The sequence below is a fragment of the Rhodococcus jostii RHA1 genome (assembly GCF_000014565.1).
Classification (GTDB): Bacteria; Actinomycetota; Actinomycetes; order Mycobacteriales; family Mycobacteriaceae; genus Rhodococcus_F; species Rhodococcus_F jostii_A.
The window spans coordinates 7459778-7485504 of record NC_008268.1 but is presented as its reverse complement, the minus strand read 5'-3'; the positions used below and the strand labels follow the sequence as shown (position 1 = coordinate 7485504).

Genomic DNA, 25727 nt, shown 5'->3' with positions numbered 1-25727 from the left:
GGACGACAAGTCGTCGTACATACTGCCGGGACGAGGGCGACGGGATGATCCTCACCACCCACAAATAACACCGTGCACGCGGAGGTAGAGCCGACACCGGGCGGGAACCTTTATGGTGAACCGGCCCGACCAGCCGTCCCTCGAACAGTCGCACGGTCGACGCCATCGCGGACACGGCGCGTCGACCGCACCCTGGGTGGCATCAGCCGGATGACTGTGCGCGGCGTACCCGAATGTGCCGGCCTGTGTGCGTCCTGCAGGACGTTCGTTGATCGCCGCGAGTCACCTAGTACCAGCCGGATTCGGAATCCAGGTCAGTACCGCCCAGATCACCGCCGTGTCGAGGGCGATGATCAGCAGTGCCCACGCCGGGTAATGGGGCAGCCACAGGAAGTTGACGACGATCGATAGTGCCGCGATGGTGACCGTCAACGTCCGCGCCCATATTCCACCGCGGAACAGGGCGGCACCGACCAGCGCGATCACCACCCCGAGCACGATGTGGATCCACCCCCACACGGTCAGATCGAATTCGTAGGTGTACTCGGCAATGACGACGAGGGCGTCATCATTGGCGACCGCGGCGATCCCCTGAAGGATATGCAGCACGCCGACGGTGACCAGCAAGACCGCGGCACCGATCACCGTGTCAGCTGCGATCTGCTGATTGACGCTCGATTTATCGGGCACGATGGTTCACCTCTGTGGACTCGGATGCTGTACGCGCGCTCCCAAGTGTGCGCCGCGCGACGGGTACGCCACCGCGACTTGCGCGCATTCCCGGCCAGTCGTTCGACGGACGCTGCCGGAATCGGGCTCGACGGGCATCCGGGCGTAGACGTCGGTTCAGGCGGGCGCGGGCCCGGGGCGCGATCGCGGCCGCCGAACCGAAGCACCGACGGGCAGTCGATACCGAGGACGGTCCATGCCCACGGCGGTCCCGGAATGACGAGCACACTACCCAGGCCGGCGTTTCGGCTGACGGTTGCGCCTCCGAGCGGTTCCCGCGCGAGCTGATCACCCAGCGGAATAGCCAGGAGTCGAAGATCCGGACGAGAAAAATACTCAGGGCTGCCTGGGCGATCGGGTGTTGTCGTTTTCCGGCGCGTTCTGAGGCGTGGATGGGAAACTGTGCGTGCTGGTACGAGGCATTTCGCATGCCCGGAGGCGCAGATATTTCGCCTGATGTTGTATCGCTGCGGTCTTCAGAAGCGAGGTCAGCGCGGTGACCGACACCGATTTCGACGACGTCGGGCCCATCGACTACCTGGTCGTGGAGTTTCCCGCCGACCACCCGCCCGACGGCTCGGCTCTTCCCCTGCTGCTCGACCTGGTCGAGGCGAACATCATCCGGGTACTCGACCTGGTCTTCGTCCGCAAAGACGCCGACGGATCGCTCGCAGGGATTGCCGTCGAGGATCTGGGCTTCACCGGGACCGTCGACGTGACCCTGTTCGCCGAGGCATCGTCGGGCCTGATCGACCGCGGCGATCTCGAGCAGGCGGGAGCCGTCCTCGAACCGGGCTGTGTCGGCGCGATCCTCGTGTACGAGAACCGCTGGGCCGCACCGTTCGCCTCCGCGCTACGTCGTGAAGGAGCCCAACTCGTCGCGTCGGGACGGATACCCGTCCAAGGCACCTGGCGACGCTCGATTCTCTCGACGGCCCCACCCGATAGCAGGAGGAGCGCACGATGCCCGGACTTCTCCGCGGAATTACCCGCACCGCCGTGATCGCGGGAACCGCGACCACCGTGTCAGGCCGGGTCTCGCGGCGGCAAGGCCAGCGCTGGGCCGCCCAACAGCCGCCGTCGGCTGCGCCACAGCCGCCGTCCACCCCACCGGCATCGCCACCACCGACCGGCGGTACCGACCGTCTCACGGCGTTGAAGCAGCTCGGTGAACTGCGCGATCAGGAGGTGCTCACCGACGACGAGTTCAACGACCAGGAGGCCAGGACCCTGGCCTCCTGACCGGAATCACCAAGTGGACGGAGCACAACAATGGACAGTTTCTGGGAGTTCTTCTGGTTTATCGTCGTCTTCTTCCTGTTCGTGGCCTACCTGAGGGTGCTGTTTGCGATCATCACCGACCTGTTCCGGGACCACCAGATGTCCGGGTGGCTCAAGGCGCTGTGGCTGTTGTTCTTGTTCCTGATCCCGTTCCTGTCGGCGCTGATCTACCTGATCGTGCGCAACCAGGGCATGACCGAGCGGTCCGCGGCGGCCTTCCGTCAGGTCAAACAGGCCCAGGACCCCTACATCCGGGACGTCGCGGGCAAATCCCCGGCCCAGCAGATCACCGACGCCAAGGCGCTGCTCGATTCGGGGGCGATCACACCGCAGGAGTTCGAGACGATCAAAAGCAAAGCACTGACCTAGCACCGAACGCGACCGAGGCACCGCCCTTCCCAGGTCCCGGTGTCGGACACCGACGCGGGTGGCAGCGTCGCGGGCTGGACACCCCGACTCACCGTCACGGCCGCCAGTCGTCTGCGGGACCTCTCCAGCTCTGCACCAATGGGGTCCCGGACGAATGTTTCTGGGAAACAAACAATCCCGCCGCCTGATCCCGACCTCGGCGGGCGGCGAGAGGTGCGAAGACGAAGCATGCGCCGCCATCGTTGGCCGGCTATCGCGCCGCCTGCTGACCGGGGCCTTCGCGTGCACGCACCGATGCCGATCACGGCCGAGAAAGACCTGACCCTCGAACTGTCCGCGGTCACCGCATTCGCGTCCGGGCTGCTGCTGCAACTGGCGATGGATGTCACCGGGATCCGTGCCGACTTCGCCCGCTACGAAACCCGTCCCCTGACCGACCCCCACGACTGGTCGCCGCGGTGGTCTTACCTGTCCGTGCTCGTCCTCGTCGACGACCTCGACGGCCCCGCCGACTCGCTCCACCCCACCGAACCCCGCTCCGACGACTCCGGGCCGTACCGCACCACGCCGTCGTACTGGATCGGCACCTACCCGCGCACCGGGTCGCTGATCCTCACCACCAGCCGGACCGAGATCGGACTCCACCCCACCTCCCTCACCCTCGCACTCGGCCCCAGCCCCTTCCCCACCACCTCCGAATCCGACGCGGGACGGTAACAACCACATCGCCCCCGCACACAACTCAGCATCAACCGAACCAGACCCTCGCAGAAGCGCGGCTCGGCCCCGAACACCAACCAGCGCACGACAACGCCGTGTTCGACACCACATCCCATGCACGTCGACGCTCCAGCGAAGGGTCGGTTCGAGGGATGCCGCATCCGAGACTTCGTCCCCCTCCTGATCGAACGAGCCGCCACGCGCACACTCGATGCCACCAACAGCCGGCACCGGCGCAACCCGAACCGCTGCACACACCTGAACTTCCCACCACCCGCACACCGAGCCGGCGGTGCGCGCCACGATCAGCAGCCGGGGAGGGCGGCGTGTCTTCGCGCGGCACTCACCACGTCTGTCGTAAGCGGCGAGAGGAGATGGCCAGGCCCGGGAGAGGGACCGGTGTCGGCGGCCGCCCACCACACCCGGGCAGTGTGAGCCTAATCCTTCGACAAGACCGGGGAGGCTGACCACGAATGTGGAGGCGCATGCCGGACCACAATCATCATGCAGCAGCAGAGATCTGTCCCATTATTCCTCGCACCTGCTCAGGGCGGCCACTGCGCGGGCAAGCCGAACGAGCGTGACCCACGCTCGCGAAGGTTTCGAGGACGACCGGAACCCGACCACGCAGAGCAGCACCCCGAAGATCGTCACCGGCCTCGTTCCGCCGGAATCCACGTTCTCCGGCGAAGACAGCACGCTGCGGCGGACAATCGTCATACCGAGCGAAATTCGTAGCTGTGGGGAAAGGGGACAGCCGTGTCCGTGTCCGAGTATCCATCGACCAAACAAGGCTTCGCGGGCGGCACCTCGATGGCGGCGGCCGTCATCATGGTCACCGTCGGCATCATCCAGTTCTTTCAGGGCATCGCCGCCGTCGCCGAGAACGAAGTATTCGTGGTCGGGGTGGAATACGTCTACAAGTTCGACCTCACCACCTGGGGTTGGATCCACATCGTCCTCGGCGCCCTCGTCGCGATCGTCGGCCTCGCCCTGTTCACCGGAGCCACATGGGCCCGGGTGTCAGCGATCATCGTTGCCGCGATCTCGATTCTGGCGAACTTCCTGTGGCTGCCGTACTACCCGGTGTGGTCGCTGGTGATCATCGCACTCGACGTCGTCGTCATCTGGGCCGTATCGACCTGGAACCCGGAAAGGGTTGAAAGACGGGAACATTCGCAGTAGTGGCACGACCGGCTCGGCAGCTCACCGCCGGGATCGTGCCGGATACTGCGCCAGCGGTGGTAGCGGTGCCGATCGCCGGATGAACGGCACTGCCGTCAGACCCGCGCTTCCGTCAGACCCGGGCAGCTGTCGAGCCCACCTATCGGCGGAGTGCACGATGATGATGCGTATGCGGATGAAATTTCACGAACAACTCGACGCACTGACCGACCGGTTGGCGTCGATGTGTCACCTGGCCGGGGAGGCCGTGCAGGCGGCGACCGACGCACTTATGCTGGCCGATCTGCCGCTGGCCGAGCGAGTGTTCGACCTCACCGAGCAGATCGAGGCGTTACGCGGTCCGTGCGAGGAGCAGGCGATGGCGCTGCTGGCGCTGCAGGCCCCGGTGGCGCGTGATCTCCGTCAGGTCGTCACCGGTGTGCACCTTGTGACGGATCTGAGCCGGATGGGCGGGCTGGTGCAGCATGTGGCCGAAAGCGTCCGCCGCCGCCATCCCGAGCACGTCGCCTCCGGTGAGGCGGAGGAAGTGCTCGCCGGGATGGGGCGGGTGGCGTCCGAACTGGCCGGCCTCGCCGAACAGGTCCTGCGCACGCACGATCCCGAACTGGCCGCCGAGATCGGCAGACGCGACGACGAGCTCGACAACCTGCACCGACGATTGCTCACCCTGATCCAGGACCCGTCCTGGACCGGCAGCATCCCGGCCGCGGTAGACATCACCCTGCTCGGCCGCTTCTACGAACGCTTCGGCGACCACACTGTCGTGGTCGGGCGCCGGGTGATCTTCCTCGTCACCGGCGAACCGCTGAGCCCGTAGGCCGCAGACCCCGGGGGGGTAGTACTGCTGCTGAACCTCGGCTGAGGTCTGCTCCTCACGACGCCGGGATGCGGTCACCCAGTCACCGGCCACGCGGACACGAGCCGACCACCCGCGCTGAAGCACATCAACGTGCCCGACCTCGCGATGACCTGGCTCATAACCGATCCCGATCACCGAGGGGCTGTTTCGCCACCCGTTCCTGCAAGAGTCGAGGACTCTCAGAACGAGGTGAGCATCATGAAGAACAAGATCGCGGTACACACCGCCATCGCGTCGGCGGTCATCGCGCCCGCGATGGTCTTCGCGGCCGGTACCGCACCGCGGTACCAGCGCTGAGCGCCGGGGCGTCCGGTGAGGTGGTGGTGACGGTACCCGCTGGTGAGAGCTGGACCTGCGTCGGATTCGCCTCGGGCTTCAACGTCAAACCGGTGCCCAGGGACACGGTCTCTCGCTGGTTCTTCCACCGGCCAGGTCCGGTCTACCCGGTGGATCCTTCCGTGCTCGGGTCGGCGGTGAGGTCGTCGGTGTCGGCGAAGACCAGGCGCCCGTCGTCGAGGGCGACGGCCCACCGGTGCACCGGCGCCCAGGCGTGCCCGCGCTCCTCGGTGTCGGTCAGCTCGGCGTAGTCCTCGATGATCCGACCGGTCTGCGCCGGTTCGGACGGCCGGCGCACCAGTACCCGCGTGCCCGCGCCGAATGGACCGGGTTCGGGTCTCGGACTGTGATCCTTTTTCTCGGGCATCGTTCTTCGCCTTCCGCTCGGCTACGCGCCCGGATCATAAGCACCTCGCCGACGAAAACCACCCGCTCGACGCTGCCGGCCCCGGGCTTTCGGGCTCGTCCCGAATAGTTACCGGAGGAGGCCGCGTCCCGAGTATAGCTACAGGAGGCGCAGGCGCCGGCTGATCCCTCTGCAGAGATCTGCCGCTTACCGACCCGGGGTCGCCACAGAATCGATCTGGTTTCGACTGCGGTTCCGTTCGTTTCACTACGGTGGTGGCTTCCACGTAGACACCGCCCAGATCGCCGCGACGTCAAGTGCGATGATCACCATCGACCAGGAGGGGTAGTACGGCAGCCACAGGAAGTTGGCGAGGATCGAGATGGCCGCGAAGACGATCGCCGCCACCCGCGCCCAACGCGCCCCGGCGGCCAAAGCGAGACCGACCACGCAGAGCAGCACCCCGAAGGCGATATGAAACCAGCCCCAGGCGATGAGGTCGAACCGGTAGGTGTACTCCATCCCCACCGAGAACCCTTCGCTCTCGGCGACGCCGGCGATGCCCTGGGCGAACTGGAGGAGACCGACGGTCAGCACCAGAGTGGCCGCCCCGATCGACGTGGCGGTCGCCACGCGCTGTTCGGTCGACGACTCCTCGGTCATGACGTACCCCCTTCCGGCGGGGGCTGCCCGCACGCCGTATCTGCTCATTGTCCGCCTCAGCCCATCGGGTCCGCCGCGGAATGTGGGCTGGACTCTTGGGGACACCATCGCCTGCCGGTCCTTCGGTCGATGACGACGGATGCGCGGCCGGGGGTGCGGGGATCACCGTCGAGTATCTGGGGCCGGTCGGGTCTCCGGATGGGGGTGGTCCGGTGATCGGCGTGCCCGCCACGCGCCCGGAGACCGCCGCGAAGCCGAGCAGGACCACCGCGATCGCCGGCAGCGCCCACGTCATGGCGGCCACGCCTCACACCCGGTCGACGTCACCGCGGCGCGAGGTCGTGTCGACGGCCGCCTGCGCTCGGCGCGTGCTGGTCGCACTGTTCGTGGTCCAGTGCTCGCATGGCAGTTCATCTCGCAGGTGGAGAGGGCTGTGCGGCTCGGTCTGTGTCGGGGTGCCAGGTCGAGACGGCCCAGATCACCACGGCGTTGAGGGCGATGATCGTGATCGCCCACATCGGGTAGTAGGGCAACCAGAGGAAGTTGACGAGGATCGAGACTGCGCAGATCACCATGGCGCCCACTCGCGCCCAGGTGGCACCAGTGAACAGGGCGATTCCGGCGGCGGTGACGAGCGCGCCGAGAACCAGGTGGGTCCATCCCCATGCGGTGAGGTCGAATTGGTAGGTGTAGTCGATTCCGGTGACGATTACCTCGTCCTTGGCGATCGCGGACAGGCCCTGGAGTACTTCGAGGACACCGACAGTGACGAGCAGGACCGCCCCACCCCTCGCGGACCCCTGCGCCACACCGCGTTTGACCAGAGATTCCTCGGACATGACCGTTTCCCTTCCCGGGCAACGCGTGAAGTGTTCCGGAAGGTTCATCGTCCTCCGGTCGGGCCGATGATGGCGGCACTTCGCGGCAGGTGTGGGCCCGCGGAGTGGTCTCCAGGACCCCGATGCCCCGACGAGCCGGTGTCCGTCGTTCCTCGCGGCTCCGACGGTGCACTCCCCCGGCGCCTCAACCGCACGTCGCCGTCACCGACTGTAGAAGCGGCGAACCCCGTCGGGACGCCGTCGGCCCGATATATCCTGTGATGCCAGGCTGCGACAGCCCGACCGGTGGCGGCCGGTGGTGGATCGGCGCCGTGCGGGAGAGGTGTGGTCATGGCAGATGATGCGACGCGGTCGCCATTGGTGCCCCGCGCCCGGGCGCTGACACTGCGCGTCCTTGCCCGCGACCGCATGCGTGCAGATCACTGTGCAGGGGTTGCGGCCCGGGCGTTGGCGCTTGCACCCACGGTCCCGGCCGCGGACCGGGACACGTTGGTGGCCGCCGCGTGGCTGCACGACATCGGCTATGCCGCCGAGCTGCGCGAGACCGGGTTTCACCCGCTCGACGGCGCCCGCTATCTGCAAGCCCATGGTTGGCCGGAGCGGGTGTGCGACCTGGTCGCTCATCACTCCGGCGCCCGGTTCGTCGCCGCGGTCACCGGCCTGGGCGACGAACTGAGCCAGTTCGGCTTCGTCGAGGACGCGGTCTCGGACGCGCTGACCGTCGCCGATCAGACGACCGGTCCGCACGGCGAGGCGTTGAGTCTGGATCAGCGGCTGCGCGAGAAGATCGACCGGCACGGCCCGGACTCTCCCACCGTCCGCGCCCACCCGCAGCGGGACCCGTATCTCCGGGCCGCCGCAGACCGAGTCGAGCAGCGCCTTCCGCCCGACCCCCGAGCCCGTCTGATGCCGAAGCCGGGACGGCGAACTGTAAACGGACCGAGCACTCCCCACGCACGGACCGGATAGCAAGACACCGGTTCCGCGTCTCCCCTTCGATGCAGACCCACCGACCATGCATGCCGGCAACAGCAAACCCTCGATGAACGACACAAACCGGGCGCGCGAGAAGGAGAGAAGAAAGACTCGTTTCCGGAGGTCCGGCCGGGGATCGTGCCCTTCAGATACCTCGCCCCGTGCATGGGACACTCGGGTGCAGCGGAATGGACGGACGGTGGGCCTCCTATGACCGAAGAACCGACCAACGGTGATTCCGAGCGGGCAACGGGCCCTCGGCGGACACTCGCGATCCTGCTGGCAATGGCGATGTTCGTGCTCGTCGTCGACACGTCGCTGATGAACGTGTCGATCTCGTCGGTGGTTCGCGACCTCGACACCACCGTCAGCGGCGTCCAGGCCGCGATCGCACTCGAGGCGCTGGTTTCTGCCGCGTTCATCCTGATCGGCGGCAAGGTCGGCGACCTCATCGGACGCAAACGGGCGTACGTGCTGGGCCTGCTCGGCTACGCAGTCGGTGCGTCCGCGATGGCGCTCGCACAGAGCCTGACCGCGATCATCATCTTCTGGGCGATACTCGGTGGAATCGGCGCGTCACTCCTGTTGCCCGCCATGCAGTCCCTCATCCACGGCAACTTCGAAGGCGCCGCGCAGAAGAAGGTCTACGCCCTCGTCGGGGCGGCGGCCGCGATCGCCGCCGCCGTCGGACCGCTGCTCGGCGGTTTCATCACCACCTACCTCTCGTGGCGCATCGGGTTCGTGCTCGAGGTCGTCATCATCGCGGTCGTGCTGTCCGGCATCACACTGGTCCAGGATGTGCCGTACACCGGGCCCCGGGTGATCGATCTGGTGGGCGCGGTCCTCTCCGTTCTGGGGATGGGCGGCATCGTGCTGGGAATCCTGGTGTGGCAGGAGGGTGGCGAATCCGTTGCGGCGCTCCTGGTGATCGGTGCGGTCGCGCTGGCCGCGCTGGCCTACTGGCTCGTACGGCGCAATCGTCAAGGGAAGCCGGCCTTGCTGGACCCGGATCTGTTCCGCTCCAAGATCTTCCGACTGGGCATCTCGGGGCAGATGCTCCAGCAGATCGCCCTCGGCGGCACGATGATCGCGCTGCCGATCTACCTGCAGATGGTGCTCGAGTACAACGCGATGCAGGCGGGATTGTCCCTCGCACCCCTCTCCCTCAGCATGTTCGCGGTGGCGTTGCTCGCGGGCAAGAAGGCCGGCGACCGGCGCCCGAGCAGCATCATCCGGTGGGGATTCGTGCTGCTGACGATCGGGATCGCGGCGCTGATCCCGATCGTGCCGCGCGCCGAGTTCGGCTGGGGCCTGGTGATCCCGTTGGTGATCGCCGGATCCGGGCTGGGATTGCTGGTATCCCAGCTCAACAACTACACACTCGCCCCGATCGAGGAGGAACGGATCAGCGAGGCCGCCAGCGTCAATTCCGCAGCGGGATCGTTCGGGCTCTCGTTCGGGCTGGCGTTCGCCGGCGCCATCATGCTGGCAACACTGTCCCTCACCTTCACCTCGATGACGGAATCGAGCACCGTGCTCCCGCCGGCAGAGCAGCAACAGGTCGCGCAGGTGCTCGAGGACGACGCCGAAGTCATGAGCAACACCCAACTCGAACAACTACTCGTCGACCAACCCCCGGCGATTCAGGACGAGATCGTCCGCATCAACACCGGCACACGACCCCTCGCCCTTCAGGTCGCCCTGCTCATCCCCATCCTCGCCGGCCTCATCGGGGTGTTCAACTCGTTCCGCATGAGGCGGATCCCGGACCCGACACCACAGAACTCGGGCGAAGCGACAGATGAGATCTGATCCCCATATCCCATCAGTTGTCCTGCAGTACGAACGTAGTTCACGACACTGAGGCGCGAATCATTGCTCACGACGAGGTCGGCTCCAGCGGTGGAGTCCTGAGCGGTGGCTGTGCGGGCCGAGCGGATGAGCAGTTCGAGCGCGAGCAAAGCGCCGAGCCCGGGCGACCCCACCGGCCCTCTGATCGGGTGCCGATCCTCAGCGGGCACGTCGGCGACACCGCTCACAAGGACCTCGGTTCGACCGTGAGACACACTTATTGACTCCGTGCGCACGAAGTGCCGCTTACCATCGCATGTCATGGGAGTCGTCACCGCGGCACAAGCGCTCGGCCGCCTCCAGCACCGACTCGCGCCTATCCCCCTTGACCTGTTCGACGACACCGTGATGCCGGTGCTCTTCGACAAAGGGGCCCCAGCCCGGCTGGCGTACGACTGGGTGCTGATCGAGTGCGACAAACGCCGCCGCGGTTCTGTTCGACGACGATTCCGCAGCCGCCCATGCACATTGCGGCAGCGCAGTGCCGCCGTGCGATACGCCCTCGCTCGCCGGCAACGGCAGATCCTCCGCGATACCGACGCTGCCCTCGAGCGGCACCGCGCTCTTCTCCGCGCGCGGCATCGGCAGCACACCAAAGACACCGATTAGCGTCCCTGTCGCGGTCAAGGAATCGAGTACAAAGCTCCTTTTGTCGGGGAGTACAGGAGGACTTCGGCCTACCGCGCTCGGTTGAACCAGGGTGTTCGGTCGCTGTCCCACGCACCCGGCACCAAGCTTGGTGGGGTAGCCCAGTCATTCACCGGCCTCCGTCCCCCTCCAAGCCCCACGGGGGTCGGTCACCTTTGCTCGGCGAATCCCCTTCCGCACCGCGCTTCCCTCGTCATCACTCCCACCCACGGCACAATCGAAGGCGTGCGCAACCGAGTATTCCAATTTTCGGGCGTCGGAATCGCTCCACCAGCCCCATAGAGTGCTCGGCTGCTACACAATGCCGAGACAGGGTGTGCCGATGCCAGATCGGAAGTGACGACGACCAGGTTCTCGACCACCTCAAACCTCGAGAGAAGGAGAGAGGGTAATGGTGTATTCATACAAGGTCGTCGAGATCCGCGAGAAGATGATCGGCGGCAAGATGTCCGGCGACAAGCTCGAAAGGCTACTGAACCAGCACGCCCAACAGGGCTGGCGCCTGAAAACCATCACCTCGACCGACGTCAAAGGCCGACTCGGCCCAGGCGGCGTCGAGGGATTGCTTATCACCTTCGAACGCGAGAACTGACGCAGCAACCGGCCGGTCGACGCCAGCGTAGGCGGGTAACTCGGCGGCCTCCGCGCACCCCATCCCGTCGGGAATCGGTAGAGCGGCGAGGACCAGTCCGGCGGGGCGTAGCCACTCCCGGTGGTACGCCGCGCCGTCGCGATCCCGGGTAACCGGCCGAGGCTTCCTGTCCAGGACATGGTTCGCGGCTCAGCGTGCGCGGTGGGGGTCGACGACGGCGGGGGCGGTCGTCGGTGCGGGCGGCTCCGAGTAGTGGTGGCAACGCCGCCGGATCGCCTTCTCCGCTTGGACGACAATCGGGATGATCAGTGACCGCCCGAGGCAGGCGAGCCACTGGCCGCCGGTCGGCGACGTGGTCATGAGGAAATTTTGCAGGAACCCCGACTCGACCGCGAACACCGTCACGATGATTGGGAGCATCATCCACAAACGGTTCGACAACGGGAGGGTCCGCGCTTACGTTCCGCTGCTCGTCGAGAAGGCCGCCCGCCGAGACCTCGACAACCGCCCCGCCCTCGAAAACTCCCCGGCTGCCCTGCACGTCGCCGCCCGCTCCGATACCCCGGTCCTGGCACCACTCAACGGGAAAGGACCTTGTCCCCTAGCCTCGCCGTCGCATGAGCCCGAACACTGACAGGGAGCGGGCCGACGATGACCGGCACGACCCGCGCGCCTCGACCACAGCGCGCGGCCCACACCTGTGCGACCGAGAGTAACCACATGACACGCCTGCACCCCTCCGCGAGCGCACCGCACCATGCGATTCCCACCCACCGGGTGTTGAGCACACCGGAGATCCTGCAACGGATCCAGGCGATGTACACCGACCGCGACGAGAACGGCGGGCCGGCCGGCACCCTCGTGGACCTACTGACGATCCAATCCAATGGCCCGACCCCAGTCCACTTGATCGGTGGTGGCGGCGAGTGATGTTCGGGCCTGTCGAAAGCACCAACGTATGAACAGTCATGTCACCCCCGCGACTTCGACAATGTGTCCCCAGCATGGCACAACCCGTCCGGGAGTGGTGGCCCGCGCAGGCCAGGCCCCCACCGGCTTCATGGTCATGCTCGGGATCACCGCGGACACCCGAATTCGTGACCTTTACGCCGGGCAGCGCGCCCAGATCCGCGATGCGGTCACCGCTTTGAACCGGCGAGGGTCATCTCCGACAGGGGACGGGTCATCTGAGCAGTTCAGGGTGCATTTTTCACTGTGTCAGGACTCGAACGGAACTAGGCGTTCGAGCGTGCAGTGGAACGGGTAAGTCCCTGGGGCGCCGAGAACCGACTCGATCAGAGCTTCGTCGCCGTCAATGCTCACGATCGTGAACACCGAGGTCCCCTCAGCATGAACCTTGACCTTGTCGCCGACATTCAAAAGCGTGTGAGTTCCGGGATTCTCGGTCATACACCGCGATGAACCCGTACGGATTCGGTGCGAAAGCCATCAAATTTGGCTGAATTGGCGAGCGCTTCACTTCAGCCTCTCAAGGTCCCGGCGGAGGCTGCCGATCCTCGCCTGACATCGCGTACCGGTGGCGTTTGGCGATCTCGTTGTCGGCGATCTGTCTGGCGTTGTTCAGCACGTCGTTTGCGGCGCGTGCTGCGACGACGGCGATCCCGTCGGCGTCGCCGATCACGATGTCGGATGCCTGGACGACGGTTCCGCCGATGGCTACGGGTTCACCGAGCCGGCCGGGTCCGTGTTTGTAGGGCCCGGCGGGAGTGGTGCTGCGGGCGAAGACGGGCATGCCCATTTGCTCGAGGGCGGCGACGTCACGGACCGCGCCGTCGATCACGAAGCCGCCCAGCCCGATGGCTCGTGCGCGGGTTCCGATGAGATCGCCGATGAGTGCGCGGGTTTCGTCGCCGCCGCCGTTGACGACGAGGATGTCTCCAGCGGCGGCGAGGTCGAGCGCCTTGTGAATGTAGAGGTTGTCTCCGGCTCGGGTGCAGACGGTGAACGCTCGCCCGGTGACGGTCGCTCCCGACCACATGGGTCGTATTCCGGTCGGGCAGCCGAAGCGGTCCTGGGCGTCACCAATGGTGGCGGTGGGGATACGGGCGAACGCTGCGACGAGCTTGTCGGGTTGCACCACGACACCTCCTTCGGATGGTTTTGCGGGCTCTGGGTCGTACCGAATCTCACTCGTCGACGAGGGGTGCGGTCCGTAGGGGTTTGAACACCCCGGTGGCGGTCGCGACCAGGGTGTCCTCCACGGTGAGGTCGGTTCGCATGAACAGCAGCGACCGGGTCCCGGGTGCGGTGTGGGGGCGGGCGCGCAGGACGTCGCCGACGTGGACGGGAGCGACGAAATGCACGTCGAGGTGCACCGTTGCCGTGGTGGGGGCGCCGCTGTGCGCGCGGGCCGCGATGCCGAGTGCGCGGTCGGCGAACGTCATCACCAGCCCGCCTTGCACGATCCCTCGCCGGTTGCGGTGCTTGTCCTGGCACACGACCGCGACCTCGATATGACCGCCGTCGGTGCGGGTGTAGAAGGGGCCGACCAGGGCGATGAAACCGTTGTCGATCACCTCGGTCCATCCGTCCTCGGTTGACAGCGCCGCGGCACGGTACTTGGCGGTCACTTGATGGCGGTGGCGTTGGCGGGTGAGCCGACGCCTCCGGTGAGGTTGAGGGGTTTGACGGTCAGCAGGCATTCGTAGCGGCGGTCGCGGTCGCAGTCCTCGCCGAGTTCGTCGAGCTTCCACAGCTCACCGATGGGCAGGCCGAGCAGGGCGATGAGTTCCTGGTGCATCATGCCGTGGTCGGTGTCGGATCCGAAGGGTGAATCAGCTACTGCGGGAAGGCGTTCGAGCGCGAAGGTGTCCGAGGCGGCGAGGGCGACCTGATGGTCGGCGAACCAGTCGATTGCGGCCTGCGACTGGGCGAGGCCGGTGCAGATTTTGCTGGTATGGATCTGCGCGCGCTGGTCGGCGGTGGCCTCGTCGAGGAACCACTGTGCCCAACCGGTGCGGATCAGCAGCAGATCACCGGTGCGTAGCTGTACGTCCTGGGCGGCCAAGGTGTCGTCGAGTTCGCTGATGTCGAGGGCTTCGCCGCCGGCATGATCGATGGGTTTCCCGAGGTGGGTGCGGTGGCGGCCGATGTCGATGAGGACTCCTCGGCCCACGATCGGGTGCTGGGACCAGTGGTTGATGCCGAGGGCCGGATTGCCGGCGGCGATAGCGGCGTCGGGGGTGCCGTTGTAGAAGCCGTGCTCGGCGTGGCGGCGGTGCCGCAACCCGTCGAGGTGGCTGGCGGCCTGCGGCCAGAATCCGTCCAGATAGTCGTCGCGGTGGTCGCGGTGCCGGGAGACCACGTGATGTTCGGGGGCGCTGCGCAGCGTCGCCAGGGATGGCACGAACGCGTCGAGGAGGTAGTCGAGGCCGAAGACGGCTCCCCGCTGGACCAGGGTGGCGGCGTCGCGAACGTGGTCGGGGCCGGCGTAGTTGGCCATTCCCCGGTCGGGCGTGGTTTCGAACTGTCCCCAGGTCGAGCGCGTCGGCGCGGTCGGTGTGCCGGTGGTGGGGTTATCGGTCGGCATGGGTGGTGTCCTCGACGGCGCGGGCGGGGTGGCCGGTGTAGGTGGGGAGCAGGGTGCGCGGGATCGGTCCCTTGTTGCGGCCGCCCTGCTGGGTCTGTTCCCAGCCGTGGGCAAGGATGCCGACCGAGCGGGACAGGACGAACAGTCCGCGGCCGAGGGGCGGCGGGAAGCCGAGTTCGGCATACACCACGGCGGTGGCGCCGTCGATGTTCATCGGGACCGGTCGGGTCCGTCCGGCGGCGAGGGACTGCTCGAGGGCGAGGGCGGCGTGCAGGTACTGGCCGGACACGGCGCCGTCGTCGCGGGCCGCGGCGACCAGCGAGAGCAGCGGGTCGCGGCGCGGATCGCGGGGGTGGAACCGGTGCCCGAACCCGGGCACATACCTTTTGGCGGAACGGTAGTCGGCCACGATGCGGTCGGCGACGGGGCGCAGATCGGTGGCGTCGGTGGCCTGCTCGACGATGTCGGCGAGCACGCTCATGCATTGCTCCCCTGCGCCGCCGTGGACGTCGCCGAGCATCCCGACGCCGGTGGCCATCACGTTGTTGAGTCCGACCCCGCAGGTGGCGGCCATGCGGGAGGCCGCGATCGACGGTGCCTGCGGGCCGTGGTCGACGGCAGCGACCAGGGCGGCGTCGAGGAGTCGTTCCTGCCAGGGGGTGGGGCGCTGCCCGCGGATCATCAGCCAGACCATGCCGGCGTAGGAGGTGGTCGGGATCAGGTCCTCGATGGCGTAGCCGCGGTAGCGGATGACGCCGGGTGAGATGTCGCTGATCTCGGTGCGCCACCAGCCGGTGACGTCGTCGATGGTGGTCTCGGTCGCGCCGGGGACCGGGCGGCGTTCGGTGGTGGTCATACCGCGCCTTCCGTGTGCAGTTCGGTGATCTCGTCGGCGGTGAAGCCGAGATCGGTGAGCAGTTCGTCGGTGTGTTCGCTCAGCGTCGGGGGCGCCGACCCCGGGGCGAGGGGGCGGCCGTTGACGTGGAAGCCGGTGCCGAGGACGCTGACCGTGCGGTCGGGCAGGTCGACCTGGTGGACCAGTTCACGCTCGGTGATCTGGTCGAGGTCGAGGGAGTCGGTGACGTCGAGGACCAGTCCCGCGGGCACCCCCGCCTCGTTGAGCAGGGGCTCCCACTCGCGGGCGGACTTGGCGGCGAGGGCGGCCTCGATCTCGACGCGCAGTTCCGGGCGACGGTTCTTGCGGTCGTCGCGCAGCGCGAACCGGGGGTCGTCGATGAGGTCTTCACGGCCGATCAGCTTGCACAGGATCTCGAATTGTTCCTGCTTGTTGGCCGCGATGTTGAGGGCACCCGATCCGGTCTGGAAGGTCGCCGACGGTGCGCCGGTGGGGTTTTCGTTGCCGTTCGCGCTGGGTTGCCGTCCGGCGATGAGGTAGTCCGAGACCACCCAGCCCAGTGCGGTCAGTGAACTGTCGAGCATCGACACATCAAGGTAGACGCCCTCGCCGGTCCGGGCGCGGGACGCGAGAGCGCCGTTGATGGCCATGGCGGCGGTCATCCCGCCGAGGGTGTCGCACACCGGGAATCCGACGCGCAACGGTGCGGTGTCGGGTGTGCCGGTGACCGCGCTCATCCCGGACAGCCCCTGGATGATCTGGTCGTACGCCGGGCGCTCCCGCATCGGCCCGGTCTGCCCGAAACCGGAGATCGCGCAGTACACCAGCCGCGGGTTCATCGCGTGCAACTCGTCCCAGGAGTAGCCGAGCCGGGCGAGTACTCCCGGGCGGAAGTTCTCGACGAGGACGTCGGCGCCGGCGATCAACCGGTCGAACACGTTCCGGCCGGTAGGGCTCTTGAGGTTGACCGTCATCGAGCGCTTACCGGCGTTCTGGGCCACGAACGAGGCGCCGAGCTTCTGGCTCGACAGCGCGGTGTCGGCACCGAGCTGTCGAGCCAGGTCGCCGCTGCCGGGTACTTCGACCTTGACGACGTCGGCACCCATCAGCGAGAGCTGGTAGCTCGCATACGGGCCGGCAAGGACGTTGGTGAGATCCAAGACTCGGATTCCGTCGAGCAGCTTCATCGGAAGATCCTTTCCGTGGGCGAATCCCACCAAGCAAGGGTGTCGTCGCGTGACGTGCCTAACCCTACCACAAAAACCATCTAGCGGTCTACATACACCGCCTGATGGTTTAGATCGCTCGTCGATTCGCCTGTTTCCGTAGAGATCGGTTTCTCCGAACCGTAGAGTGGTGCATCGGAAGAGTTGCTGAGCAGGGAGGACCAGAGGGTGACTGCAGTACCTACGGATTCAGCAGAGAAGCCGGCCGTCGCCGACGCGGGTGTCCGCAGCGTCACCCGGGTGATCGACCTGCTCGAACTGTTCGACGCAGCGCACCCCACCCGCAGCCTCAAAGAACTCGTCGAGGGGACGAAACTGCCGAAAACCACCGTCGTCCGCCTGGTGGCGACGATGTGTGCGCGCAGCGTCCTGACCAGCCGCGCGGACGGGTCCTACAGCCTCGGCCCGGAGATGCTGCGCTGGGTGCGCCTGGCGGGCAGGACCTGGGCGCCGCCGGAAGAGGTCGTCGACATCATGCGCCAGCTCAGCGCCGACACCGGCGAGACGGTGAACCTGTACATCCGGCAGGGCCTGTCCCGTGTGGTGGTCGCCCAGTGCGAGAGCACCGCGACCGTGCGAAGCGTCATCCCGCTCGGAGTGCCGTACCCGCTGTGGGCCGGCGCCGCCGGCAAGATTTTGCTGCTGGCCGCCCCCGAACTGATCGACGACGTGGCCGCGGACTCCCCGCACGGCCCCGAATTCGCCGACCAGTTGCGTGAGAAGGTCGAGGACGGGCGCGAACGCGGATATCAGCTCGTCCACGGCGAGCGTGAGCTCGGCTCGTCCGGGTTGTCCTTCCCGCTTGTCGACTCCCACGGCACGGTCGTGGCCGCGTTGACCCTGGGTGGTCCCACCGGCCGGTTCACCGAGGACCGGACACCCCACTACATCGAATGCACCCGGGCTGCGGCAGAGGAGATTTCGGCCATCGGCCTGCCCGGTCTGGACTGAACCCGTCCGGGCACGGCGCCCGGCCCCCGAGAGTCGCCAACGGCCAGCGCGCGAGCCTCGATGCGTCGCTTCTGCGCATCCGCGCCACGGCAGGTGATGCCGGAACTGCGCTCATCCCCCTTGGCTCCCCATAGAACAAATGCCGGTATCTCGACCGGGGTACGGGCGGTCGAGATACCGGCACTGATCGCGCTCTCCACCCGGAAAATATCGGCCGAGGGAAAGGGCTTCTCCTACCTCACGAGCGGGCGTCGATTCGGCGCGCCAGCTTCGACAGCCCGACGTTCATCAGCAGGTAGATGATCGCGATCAAGACATAGACCGGGATGGCGTACTGTCCGCCGAGGTATTCCACTGCGACCCGGCCGCTGCGCAGCAGTTCGGTGTAGCCGATGACGAAACCGAGGGAGGTTTCCTTCACGATCGTCACGACCTGGCTGATCAGGGCGGGCAGCATGATCCGGATGCCCTGCGGCAGCAGGATGATGCGGAAGATCTGGGTCTTGCGCATGCCGATCGCGGCCGCCGCTTCGGCCTGACCGCGGGGCAACGACGCGATGCCGGCGCGGAAGATCTCGCTCATCACGGCGCTGTTGTAGAGCGAGATGCCGAGGGCCAATGCCCAGAACGTCGGGACGATGATCCCGAATTGGGGTGCGCCGAGGAAGATGAAGAAGATCAGCACCAGCAGCGGCAGACCGCGGAAGATCTCCACCCATACCCGCACAACTCCCCGCAGGAGTCTGCTGTCGGACATCCGCATTGCCGCGAGAATCATGCCGAACACCACCGAGAGCACGATGGAGACGATCGCGCACTGAATCGTGGCGAGCAAACCCTTCAGGACGCTGCGCATCAGGTCCCGGTCGAGCAGCACCGACCACAGATCGGGACTGAGCTGACCGTGGGAGCCGAGCTGGTAGAGCCCCAGGGCCACGATGATCGCGACCACGGCGGCACCGACCCAGGTGGCGTTGCGGACTTTCCGTTGACCTTGCGGTCCGAGTACGTCGTACATGGCGATCGTGGGTTTGGTAGCTGCCGGTTTGGTTGCTGTCGTTGTCATCGCGCCACCGCGACTTTCTTCTCGACGAGGTTGGCGATGGTCCCCGCGGGGATGGTGATCACCAGGTACAGGAGGCTGGTGGCCGCGAGGATCCACAGCACCGCCTGGCTCTCCTCGGCGATCACGCCTTCGGCGCGGGTGAGCAGTTCCGCGACACCGAACGCGCTGGCGATCGCCGAACTCTTGGTCAGTGCGATGAACACGTTGATCAGCGGGGGCACGACACTGCGGAACGCCTGCGGGAGCACGATGTAGCGCAATGAGCCGCCGAAGGTGAGACCGATGGAGCGTCCGGCTTCGAACTGCCCGACCGGGATCGCGTTGATGCCCGAGCGGACGGCCTCGCAGAAGAAGGCGGAGTAGTAGATCGCCAGGGCGGCGACGGCCGCCCAGAAGAACGGGATCTTGATGCCGAGCTGCGGAAACGCGAACAGAGTCATGAAGTAGATGACGGCGGTGGGGACGTTACGGAACGTCTCGACGTACCCGGAGCCGATCGATTGCAGGAGTGGGATCGGGGAGACACGGAACGATGCGAGGATCGTTCCGCCGATCAGCGCCAGGACGGTGGAGACGCCGATCAGCGTGAGCGTGACCGCGAAACCCTCCATCAGGGCGCCGAAATGGTCGACTACGGTGTGCATGGGATGTCCTCGAAGTGAGACGAAAGATCTAGGTGCAGGGCTGCAGTTCCGGCATGACCGGCTGCTGCTTGGTGTAACGGCCGAGACTGTCGGCCCAGGCTTCCTCGGCGGAGCCGTCGCTGTAGTAATCGGTGATCGCGCTGTTGAGGAACTCGCAGAACGCGACATCGCCCTTGGCGATACCCACCCCCCACGACTCGACCGCGAAGGGCTTGTTGATCAGCTCGATGTCCTTCTGATCCTTACTGACGTACCCGGCGCCGATGGGCCCCTGGGTGGCGAGCGCGTCGACCGACCCGTTCTTGAGGGCATCGATGCACTTGGACGAGACGTCGAACTCGATCAGGTTCGTCTGCGGGAAGTTCTTGCGCAGCGACGCCGACACCGCCCCACCGAGGGTCGAGCACACCGTCACCCCGTTCGGAGTCTGGGGATCGGTGATGTTCTTCGGATTGCCCTTCACCGTCACCAGGTCGTTGTTGATGTCCAGGTAGGGGCCGCCGAAGCTGATCACCTGACGTCGCTTGTCGTTGATCGACAGCGTCGCGACGACGACGTCGACCTTGTCCTGCTGCAGTAGTTGCTCGCGGCTCGCGGAGTTGGCCTCGGTCCACTCGATCCGGTCGGCGGGGACACCGAGTTTGCCGGCGATGTACCGGACCAGATCGATCTCGTATCCCTCCTGCTCGCCGCGCAGGTTGCGCGCCGACAGCCCGGGATGATCGAACCGTGTACCCACCCGCAACACCCCCTCACGAGCGATCTTCTCCATCGTCGTGCCGGGTGCGAACTGCGGGGCCTGCGCAACCGCCGGGGTGATGCCCGTGGTCACGGTCGAGCGGGTACCGAACAGGGCGATACCGGCGATGGCGACCACGGCCACCAGCGGCACGATCGCCTTACGGGAAAACCTCATGATAGACAACCTTTTTCGTGTCGACGGTGCGGCGGTCAGTGCAGGACCTTCGACAGGAAGTCCTTGGCGCGCTCGGTCTGGGGATTGGCGAAGAACTCGTGCGGATCCGCCTCTTCGACGATGCGTCCGGCGTCCATGAAGATCACCCGGTTTGCTGCCGACTTCGCGAAGGCCATCTCGTGGGTGACCACGACCATCGTCATACCCGTCTCGGCGAGTTCCTTCATCACCTCGAGGACCTCGTTGACCATCTCCGGGTCCAGGGCGGACGTCGGCTCGTCGAAGAGCAGCACCTTCGGCTTCATCGCCAGGGCGCGCGCGATCGCCGCGCGCTGCTGCTGTCCGCCGGAGAGCTGGGCCGGCATCTTCTCCGCCTGATTACCCACCCCGACCCGGTCGAGGAGCCTGCGGGCGGTGGCCTCGGCCTCCTTCTTCGGAACGCCGAGAACCTTGGTCGGCCCGAGCATGACGTTCTGCAGGATTGTCATGTGCGAGAACAGGTTGAACGACTGGAACACCATTCCGACGTCGGCACGTAGCCGCGCGAGGTGCTTGCCTTCCTGGGGCAGTTCGACGCCGTCGAGCAGGATCCGGCCCGAGCTGATCGGCTCGAGGCGGTTGATGGTGCGACACAGGGTCGACTTTCCCGACCCGGACGGGCCGATCACCACCAGCACCTCGCCGGTCGTGATGTCGAGGTCGACGTCCGTCAGCACGTGGTGGGTGCCGAAGTACTTGTTCACGCCCTCCATGCGAACCAGAACCGGCGCCTCGAAGGACGACGACGAGAGCGACGATTGATCGATGGTCGAGTGCATGGTGCTCCTCCGTAAAAACAGCCCGACAGGCCATGTCTGTGACGGACCCCCACCAGCTGGGGTGGGGAGTGATCCAGGTCATGTTCCGATAACACGAAGCTAGCACATAAACCGTCAGGCGGTCTAGATAAATCATCTAGTGGATCGATCGGCGTTCATTCGTGACCGCCCCGTCGGCCGTCGCCAGCGCTCCGGCGGCCTGGGTGTCCGATGGGTTCTCGGTGCATTCCTGTCGAGAATCGTTCGATGTCTATAGCCCTCCCGATGCTGTCCTTCACGTAGTTCACGCGATGTTTTGGGATCCACGCCGCGTCATGGACGGGTTACCGTCGCTGCCGTCCATGACGACGACGGTGGGAGATTTGATGCAAGTGACGCGGGTGTTGGATCCGGCGAGTGATGCGGCGTCATTCACGCTGCTCGACGAAAACGGTGTCGTGGCGCCGGCCGAACGCTATTTGCGGTACCTGGCCGATGTCGAGCGGTCGCCGAACACGGGCGCACGCCCACGACCTCGAGGACTGGTTCATCTTCCTGAGCGAAGTCGAATGTGATTGGCAGACAGTACGAATAGAAGAACTCGGAGCGTTCATCCGCTGGCTGCGGCGACCCCCGAGTGTCCGGCAGCAGTCGGTATCCGTACTGCCCTCGGTGGGGCATCACTGCAGCGAGGCAACCGTGAACCGCAAGCTGTCCACGATCTCGGTGTTATCAGCACGCCACCCGTCATGGGCTCGACCTTGGTGAGCTGGTGACGTTCGGGGACCGTGGCGCGGCTCGCAGTGGGTGGAGGCCATTCCCGCATCGCATCAGCAAGAGCGCGCCGCATGCGAGGCGGGTTGTGAGGCTTCCAACGACGTCCAAGATTCCTCGGCTTCTGGCGCCGGACGAGGTCCAGACCATTCTTGATGCGTGCGGGCACTTGCGCGATCGCCTGCTGTTCGCTTGGTTGGTCCCCGGGGACACGGTCTCTCGCTGGTTCTTCCACCGGCCAGGTCCGGTCTACCCGGTGGATCCTTCCGTGCTCGGGTCGGCGGTGAGGTCGTCGGTGTCGGCGAAGACCAGACGCCCGTCGTCGAGGGCGACAGCCCACCGGTGCACCGGCGCCCAGGCGTGCCCGCGCTCCTCGGTGTCGGTCAGCTCGGCGTAGTCCTCGATGATCCGACCGGACTGCGCCGGTTCGGACGGCCGGCGCACCAGCACCCGCGCGCCCGCGCCGAATGGACCGGGTTCGGGTCTCGGACTGTGAGCCTTCCTCTCGGGCATCGTTCTTCGCCTTCCGCTCGGCTACGCGCCCGGATCATAAGCACCTCGCCGACGAAAACCACATGCCCGCGTCGGAATCATATTCGCCGACCCTGGGGGAACGTTGACCGGCGACAATCAGCAGGACCGACACTAAGTGGTGAACAGGCGATCATTACGCCGCCGGCGCACACGTCCTGCGCAAAACGGAAAGGGGGTGACGAGTTGTTTTCAGACTGGCTGGGGAACAATCCGGATGTACGGTTTGGGCTCCTCCCAGGTGCCGAAGATCTGCTTGGCCTCGCTGTTCGAGACCGCTCCCGCGATGATGACGTCGTCGCCCTGGCGCCAGTTGACGGGGGTGGCAACCTTGTGGTTGGCCGTCAACTGCAACGAGTCGATCACGCGGAGCACTTCGTCGAAGTTTCGGCCGGTGGTCATGGGATAGACGAGGATGAGCTTGATCTTGCGGTCCGGGCCGATGACGAAGACGTTGCGGACGGTCTGATTGTCGGCGGGCGTTCGGGTTGCCGGATCGCCGGTGGTGGACGCGGGGAGCATCCCGTACAGCTTTGATACAGCGAAGTCCGAATCGCCGATGACCGGATAGTTGGGCGCGACGCCTTGGGTCTGCTCGATGTCGGTGGCCCAGTCGCGATGTTTGTCGACGTGGTCGACTGACAGGCCGATGATTTTCACTGCGCGCCGGTCGAATTCGGGCTTGATCCTCGCGAGATATCCGAGCTCGGTCGTGCAGACGGGGGTGAAGTCTTTCGGGTGGGAGAACAGCACCGCCCACGAGCCGTCCAGCCAATCGTGGAAGCCGATGCGGCCCTCGGTGGTGTCTGCGTGGAAGTCGGGGGCGGTGTCGCCCAACTGTAGTGTCATGGTTGCCCTCCGGGTGTCGTCGTGGATCGTGTGGCTGGTGAATGCTGTGGTGGCCGGCGTTATACGGTCGCGACGCGGTCGTAGTCGGCTCCGAGCATGTCGTCGCACAGCGCTCGGCACGCGCCGAGGCGTGCTCGAAACTCCGGTGCGGCGCGCCACGCAGCCCGTGATTGCTCGTCCGCCCATTCGGCGAACGACAGGTAATGGCCGGGTACACGGCGATCTCTGATGAGGGTCGCGGCCAGCATCGACGGATAGTCTTTGCGCGTCCACTGCAGAAACTCGATCCACCTCTCGACGAAGTCCTGCTCGCATCCCGGCCGGACATTCCAAGTACCCGACGCGTAGTGCTCGGCCATCACCGCCTCCTCGACCTCGTCTGAACTGGACGAAATAGACGGTAGTGGCGGGATGTTCCCCGACCGTTCCTCGATTACCGTGGCTGTGTGACGGTGTGCGAAATCGTATTGCTGGGCGGATTCGCCGTCCGCGTGGACGGCCGACCGGTTCCCGATCACCAATGGCGCCACACCAGGGCGGCGGAGCTGGTGAAGATGCTCGCCCTCGCCGACCGCCGCCGGATGAACCGCGAGCAGGTGATCGATCAGCTCTGGCCCGACCTCGACCCGGCCGCTGGGGCGGCCAACTTACGCAAGGCAATACACTTTGCTCGCCGCGCGCTCGGGTCACCGGATGCGATCGACAGCAGAAGCGAGATGATCGCGCTGTTTCCGAACGGCACGGTGATGGTCGACGCCGAGGTGTTCGAGACCGGCGCCCGGCGAGCGCTGGCGGCCCGGGCCGGATACGGCGTCGCCGACTCGTACGCGGGCGACCTGCTGCCCGAGGACCGATATGCATCCTGGGCCGAGGAACCCCGCGACCGCCTCCGGACCCTCCGGCTCGAGCTGCTCAAGTCCGCGGGGCTCTGGCACCGTGTGCTCGCGATCGACCCGGCCGACGAACAGGCCCACCGCGGTCTCATGCAGAGTGCGCTCGAGGCCGGGGATCGGGCAGCAGTGGTGAGGCAGTTCGAGCTCCTGCGCCGCCACCTGCGCGCTGATCTGGGCGTCGGGCCGGACCGTACGTCGATCGGGTTGTATGAGAAGGCCCTCGCGATGGGTGCTGCCACGACCGCGCCGACGGCTCGTGAGCTTACCCAGAGCCTGCTGGCCAGGGCACTCGTCCAGCTCAACTCGGGCGATCATGGCGAGTGCGAGCGGACCGCGCGACGGGCCCGGTCGCTGGCCATCGAGTCCGGATTGGGGCGCGAGATGGGGGAAGCGAGCGCGGTGCTCGGGATCCTGGCCAACATGCGAGGCGGCTGGCCCGAACTCTTCCGCGCCGAGTTCGCCGATTCGGTCAGGCGTGATCCGGAGCTGGCCGGCCACGTTCTCGATGCCCACCTTTGTCTCGCGGAATTCAGCCTGTACAGCGCCGCGGGCCACGAATGGATCGGCGACTACGCCGAGAGCCTTCGTTCGACCGCGCAGACGGCAGATTCGATCCAGGGCCGGGCGATGGCGGAACTGCTGCTCGGTGAGAGCGCACTGTTCTCGGCGCGATTGGGGGAGGCGCGGTCACGGCTGGCGGCGGCAGCGGCGCTGTACGAGCACGGCGGCACGATCGCGGGTCTTGTTCTCTCGAGATTGCGGCTCGCCGAGGCGATGCTCGCGTCAGGCGAGCGGTCCGCTGCCGTCGGCGAGCTGAAGGGCGTCCTTCCCCTGGCCGAGAAGGGATGGCTCGAACCACACCTGGTGGTGCGGACGTACGCGATTCTGGTCGAGGCGGCCGGCGCCGGCCCGTCGGCGGTCCGGCAGGTCGAACGGGCCGACCGCGCCCTCGTCGGAAGAAATGTCTGCCCACCCTGTTCGCTCGGATACCTCGTGGCGGCAGCGAAGACGTTCGCCGACACGGGCCATCGTGATCAGGCCAGGCGGCGACTGACCGACGCTGAGCGCCTAGCCGGAATGTGGCCAGGCGGCGCCTGGCAGGCGGCGGTATGGGAAGCGCGCGGTGCACTGCGCCGGGCCGCGGGCGACCTCGAGCGCGCACATTCCTTCTACTTGGAGGCGGCCGACCGTTTCGACGAGGTCGGCCGACCGCTCGATCGAGACCGCTGCCGCAGCCAGGCAGCATCCGTCACCATCGCGGGACGGCCCCGATGATGCCTT

At 66.4% G+C, this 25727-nt stretch carries 32 protein-coding genes and 2 pseudogenes; 16 read left to right on the top strand and 18 right to left on the bottom strand.

The window, feature by feature from the left end:
• Positions 1–282: 282 nt before the first annotated feature.
• Entirely contained in the window at positions 283–690 is a 408-nt protein-coding gene (locus RHA1_RS34120) for a DUF7144 family membrane protein (RefSeq protein WP_011598709.1), read from the bottom strand.
• Between the two features lie 535 nt (positions 691–1225).
• Between RHA1_RS34120 and RHA1_RS34115 the strand changes: the two are divergent.
• The 7 genes and pseudogenes from RHA1_RS34115 to phoU all read left to right on the top strand — a co-directional run bounded on the left by RHA1_RS34115 (position 1226) and on the right by phoU (position 5101).
• Positions 1226–1677: pseudogene (locus RHA1_RS34115) on the top strand (DUF6325 family protein).
• Between the two features lie 15 nt (positions 1678–1692).
• Positions 1693–1971 (top strand): hypothetical protein, encoded by a 279-nt coding sequence (locus RHA1_RS34110; RefSeq protein ID WP_016880218.1) that lies wholly within the window; start codon positions 1693–1695, stop codon positions 1969–1971.
• Between the two features lie 30 nt (positions 1972–2001).
• Positions 2002–2379 (top strand): SHOCT domain-containing protein, encoded by a 378-nt coding sequence (locus RHA1_RS34105; RefSeq protein WP_011598706.1) that lies wholly within the window; start codon positions 2002–2004, stop codon positions 2377–2379.
• Positions 2380–2607: 228 nt separating this feature from the next.
• Positions 2608–3096 carry a hypothetical protein gene (locus tag RHA1_RS34100; protein ID WP_011598705.1) on the top strand — a complete coding sequence of 163 codons (489 nt, stop codon included), beginning with the start codon at positions 2608–2610 and terminating at the stop codon, positions 3094–3096.
• A gap of 117 nt (positions 3097–3213) precedes the next feature.
• Positions 3214–3534 carry a three-helix bundle dimerization domain-containing protein gene (locus RHA1_RS53685; protein WP_085990423.1) on the top strand — a complete coding sequence of 107 codons (321 nt, stop codon included), beginning with the start codon at positions 3214–3216 and terminating at the stop codon, positions 3532–3534.
• Positions 3535–3864: 330 nt separating this feature from the next.
• Entirely contained in the window at positions 3865–4284 is a 420-nt protein-coding gene (locus tag RHA1_RS34090) for a DUF7144 family membrane protein (RefSeq protein ID WP_029537647.1), read from the top strand.
• A 169-nt stretch (positions 4285–4453) separates the two neighbouring features.
• Entirely contained in the window at positions 4454–5101 is a 648-nt protein-coding gene (phoU, locus tag RHA1_RS34085; protein WP_011598704.1) for a phosphate signaling complex protein PhoU, read from the top strand.
• Between the two features lie 481 nt (positions 5102–5582).
• Here phoU and RHA1_RS34075 read toward each other — a convergent pair whose 3' ends face one another.
• The 3 genes from RHA1_RS34075 to RHA1_RS34065 all read right to left on the bottom strand — a co-directional run bounded on the left by RHA1_RS34075 (position 5583) and on the right by RHA1_RS34065 (position 7327).
• Complete coding sequence (locus RHA1_RS34075; protein ID WP_016880215.1) at positions 5583–5846, bottom strand: hypothetical protein; 264 nt, start codon at positions 5844–5846, stop codon at positions 5583–5585.
• 246 nt (positions 5847–6092) lie between these two features.
• The gene (locus RHA1_RS34070; RefSeq protein ID WP_016880214.1) at positions 6093–6488 is read right to left on the bottom strand and encodes a DUF7144 family membrane protein; all 396 of its coding nucleotides are present in this window, start codon (positions 6486–6488) and stop codon (positions 6093–6095) included.
• A 410-nt stretch (positions 6489–6898) separates the two neighbouring features.
• Positions 6899–7327, bottom strand: coding sequence for a DUF7144 family membrane protein (locus RHA1_RS34065; RefSeq protein ID WP_009480185.1), 429 nt, complete (start codon positions 7325–7327; stop codon positions 6899–6901).
• 330 nt (positions 7328–7657) lie between these two features.
• On the opposite strand from RHA1_RS34065, the gene RHA1_RS34060 reads away from it, so the two are divergent.
• The 4 genes from RHA1_RS34060 to RHA1_RS34045 all read left to right on the top strand — a co-directional run bounded on the left by RHA1_RS34060 (position 7658) and on the right by RHA1_RS34045 (position 11393).
• Positions 7658–8296, top strand: a complete 639-nt coding sequence (locus RHA1_RS34060; protein WP_011598700.1) for an HD domain-containing protein — start codon at positions 7658–7660, stop codon at positions 8294–8296.
• Between the two features lie 216 nt (positions 8297–8512).
• The gene (locus RHA1_RS34055) at positions 8513–10114 is read left to right on the top strand and encodes an MFS transporter (protein ID WP_011598699.1); all 1602 of its coding nucleotides are present in this window, start codon (positions 8513–8515) and stop codon (positions 10112–10114) included.
• 300 nt (positions 10115–10414) lie between these two features.
• The gene (locus RHA1_RS52185) at positions 10415–10762 is read left to right on the top strand and encodes a hypothetical protein (protein ID WP_011598698.1); all 348 of its coding nucleotides are present in this window, start codon (positions 10415–10417) and stop codon (positions 10760–10762) included.
• Positions 10763–11195: 433 nt separating this feature from the next.
• The gene (locus RHA1_RS34045) at positions 11196–11393 is read left to right on the top strand and encodes a DUF4177 domain-containing protein (protein ID WP_202800464.1); all 198 of its coding nucleotides are present in this window, start codon (positions 11196–11198) and stop codon (positions 11391–11393) included.
• Positions 11394–11582: 189 nt separating this feature from the next.
• Here RHA1_RS34045 and RHA1_RS34040 read toward each other — a convergent pair.
• Positions 11583–11816: pseudogene (locus RHA1_RS34040) on the bottom strand (hypothetical protein); the annotation flags it as partial.
• Here RHA1_RS34040 and RHA1_RS49615 point away from each other — a divergent pair.
• Together RHA1_RS49615 and RHA1_RS49610 are read left to right on the top strand one after the other, a co-directional pair.
• Positions 11752–12027: a three-helix bundle dimerization domain-containing protein gene (locus tag RHA1_RS49615; RefSeq protein ID WP_378590006.1), complete on the top strand. Its 276-nt coding sequence runs from the start codon at positions 11752–11754 to the stop codon at positions 12025–12027. The pseudogene RHA1_RS34040 and the gene RHA1_RS49615 overlap by 65 nt on opposite strands.
• An 86-nt stretch (positions 12028–12113) precedes the next feature.
• Complete coding sequence (locus RHA1_RS49610) at positions 12114–12323, top strand: hypothetical protein (protein WP_016880209.1); 210 nt, start codon at positions 12114–12116, stop codon at positions 12321–12323.
• A gap of 288 nt (positions 12324–12611) precedes the next feature.
• On the opposite strand, the gene RHA1_RS34030 is transcribed toward RHA1_RS49610, so the two are convergent.
• The 6 genes from RHA1_RS34030 to RHA1_RS34005 form a co-directional block, all read right to left on the bottom strand.
• Entirely contained in the window at positions 12612–12803 is a 192-nt protein-coding gene (locus RHA1_RS34030; RefSeq protein ID WP_016880208.1) for a hypothetical protein, read from the bottom strand.
• 79 nt (positions 12804–12882) lie between these two features.
• Positions 12883–13494 (bottom strand): RraA family protein, encoded by a 612-nt coding sequence (locus RHA1_RS34025; RefSeq protein WP_016880207.1) that lies wholly within the window; start codon positions 13492–13494, stop codon positions 12883–12885.
• Positions 13495–13540: 46 nt separating this feature from the next.
• Positions 13541–13984: a PaaI family thioesterase gene (locus RHA1_RS34020; protein ID WP_011598693.1), complete on the bottom strand. Its 444-nt coding sequence runs from the start codon at positions 13982–13984 to the stop codon at positions 13541–13543.
• Positions 13981–14943, bottom strand: coding sequence for a cyclase family protein (locus RHA1_RS34015; RefSeq protein WP_011598692.1), 963 nt, complete (start codon positions 14941–14943; stop codon positions 13981–13983). The genes RHA1_RS34020 and RHA1_RS34015 overlap by 4 nt, the downstream gene beginning before the upstream one ends.
• Positions 14930–15799, bottom strand: coding sequence for a citryl-CoA lyase (locus RHA1_RS34010; protein WP_011598691.1), 870 nt, complete (start codon positions 15797–15799; stop codon positions 14930–14932). The genes RHA1_RS34015 and RHA1_RS34010 overlap by 14 nt, the downstream gene beginning before the upstream one ends.
• Complete coding sequence (locus RHA1_RS34005; RefSeq protein ID WP_011598690.1) at positions 15796–16986, bottom strand: CaiB/BaiF CoA transferase family protein; 1191 nt, start codon at positions 16984–16986, stop codon at positions 15796–15798. Before RHA1_RS34005 ends, RHA1_RS34010 begins: the two co-directional genes overlap by 4 nt.
• A gap of 207 nt (positions 16987–17193) precedes the next feature.
• On the opposite strand from RHA1_RS34005, the gene RHA1_RS34000 reads away from it, so the two are divergent.
• Positions 17194–17976, top strand: coding sequence for an IclR family transcriptional regulator (locus RHA1_RS34000; RefSeq protein ID WP_011598689.1), 783 nt, complete (start codon positions 17194–17196; stop codon positions 17974–17976).
• Between the two features lie 238 nt (positions 17977–18214).
• Here RHA1_RS34000 and RHA1_RS33995 read toward each other — a convergent pair whose 3' ends face one another.
• From RHA1_RS33995 to RHA1_RS33980, 4 genes are read right to left on the bottom strand one after another with little or no spacing between them, the layout of a single operon-like run.
• On the bottom strand, positions 18215–19042 hold the full coding sequence (locus RHA1_RS33995; RefSeq protein WP_011598688.1) for an amino acid ABC transporter permease: 828 nt from the start codon (positions 19040–19042) through the stop codon (positions 18215–18217).
• A complete protein-coding gene (locus tag RHA1_RS33990; protein ID WP_011598687.1) occupies positions 19039–19686 on the bottom strand; it encodes an amino acid ABC transporter permease in 648 nt (215 codons plus the stop codon). The genes RHA1_RS33995 and RHA1_RS33990 overlap by 4 nt, the downstream gene beginning before the upstream one ends.
• Before the next feature lie 28 nt (positions 19687–19714).
• The gene (locus tag RHA1_RS33985; RefSeq protein WP_011598686.1) at positions 19715–20602 is read right to left on the bottom strand and encodes a glutamate ABC transporter substrate-binding protein; all 888 of its coding nucleotides are present in this window, start codon (positions 20600–20602) and stop codon (positions 19715–19717) included.
• A 35-nt stretch (positions 20603–20637) separates the two neighbouring features.
• Positions 20638–21354 carry an amino acid ABC transporter ATP-binding protein gene (locus RHA1_RS33980; protein ID WP_011598685.1) on the bottom strand — a complete coding sequence of 239 codons (717 nt, stop codon included), beginning with the start codon at positions 21352–21354 and terminating at the stop codon, positions 20638–20640.
• Positions 21355–21761: 407 nt separating this feature from the next.
• Between RHA1_RS33980 and RHA1_RS52180 the strand changes: the two genes are divergently transcribed.
• Positions 21762–21974 (top strand): hypothetical protein, encoded by a 213-nt coding sequence (locus RHA1_RS52180; RefSeq protein ID WP_237726985.1) that lies wholly within the window; start codon positions 21762–21764, stop codon positions 21972–21974.
• 448 nt (positions 21975–22422) lie between these two features.
• Here the strand turns inward: RHA1_RS52180 and RHA1_RS33975 are convergent, their stop codons facing one another.
• From RHA1_RS33975 to RHA1_RS44750, 3 genes are all read right to left on the bottom strand, one after another.
• Complete coding sequence (locus RHA1_RS33975) at positions 22423–22686, bottom strand: hypothetical protein (RefSeq protein ID WP_011598683.1); 264 nt, start codon at positions 22684–22686, stop codon at positions 22423–22425.
• Between the two features lie 210 nt (positions 22687–22896).
• On the bottom strand, positions 22897–23553 hold the full coding sequence (locus tag RHA1_RS33970) for a peroxiredoxin (RefSeq protein ID WP_011598682.1): 657 nt from the start codon (positions 23551–23553) through the stop codon (positions 22897–22899).
• A 59-nt stretch (positions 23554–23612) separates the two neighbouring features.
• Positions 23613–23912 carry an antibiotic biosynthesis monooxygenase family protein gene (locus RHA1_RS44750; RefSeq protein ID WP_016880202.1) on the bottom strand — a complete coding sequence of 100 codons (300 nt, stop codon included), beginning with the start codon at positions 23910–23912 and terminating at the stop codon, positions 23613–23615.
• 87 nt (positions 23913–23999) lie between these two features.
• Between RHA1_RS44750 and RHA1_RS33960 the strand changes: the two genes are divergently transcribed.
• Positions 24000–25721, top strand: coding sequence for an AfsR/SARP family transcriptional regulator (locus tag RHA1_RS33960; protein WP_016880201.1), 1722 nt, complete (start codon positions 24000–24002; stop codon positions 25719–25721).
• Positions 25722–25727 lie beyond the last annotated feature (6 nt).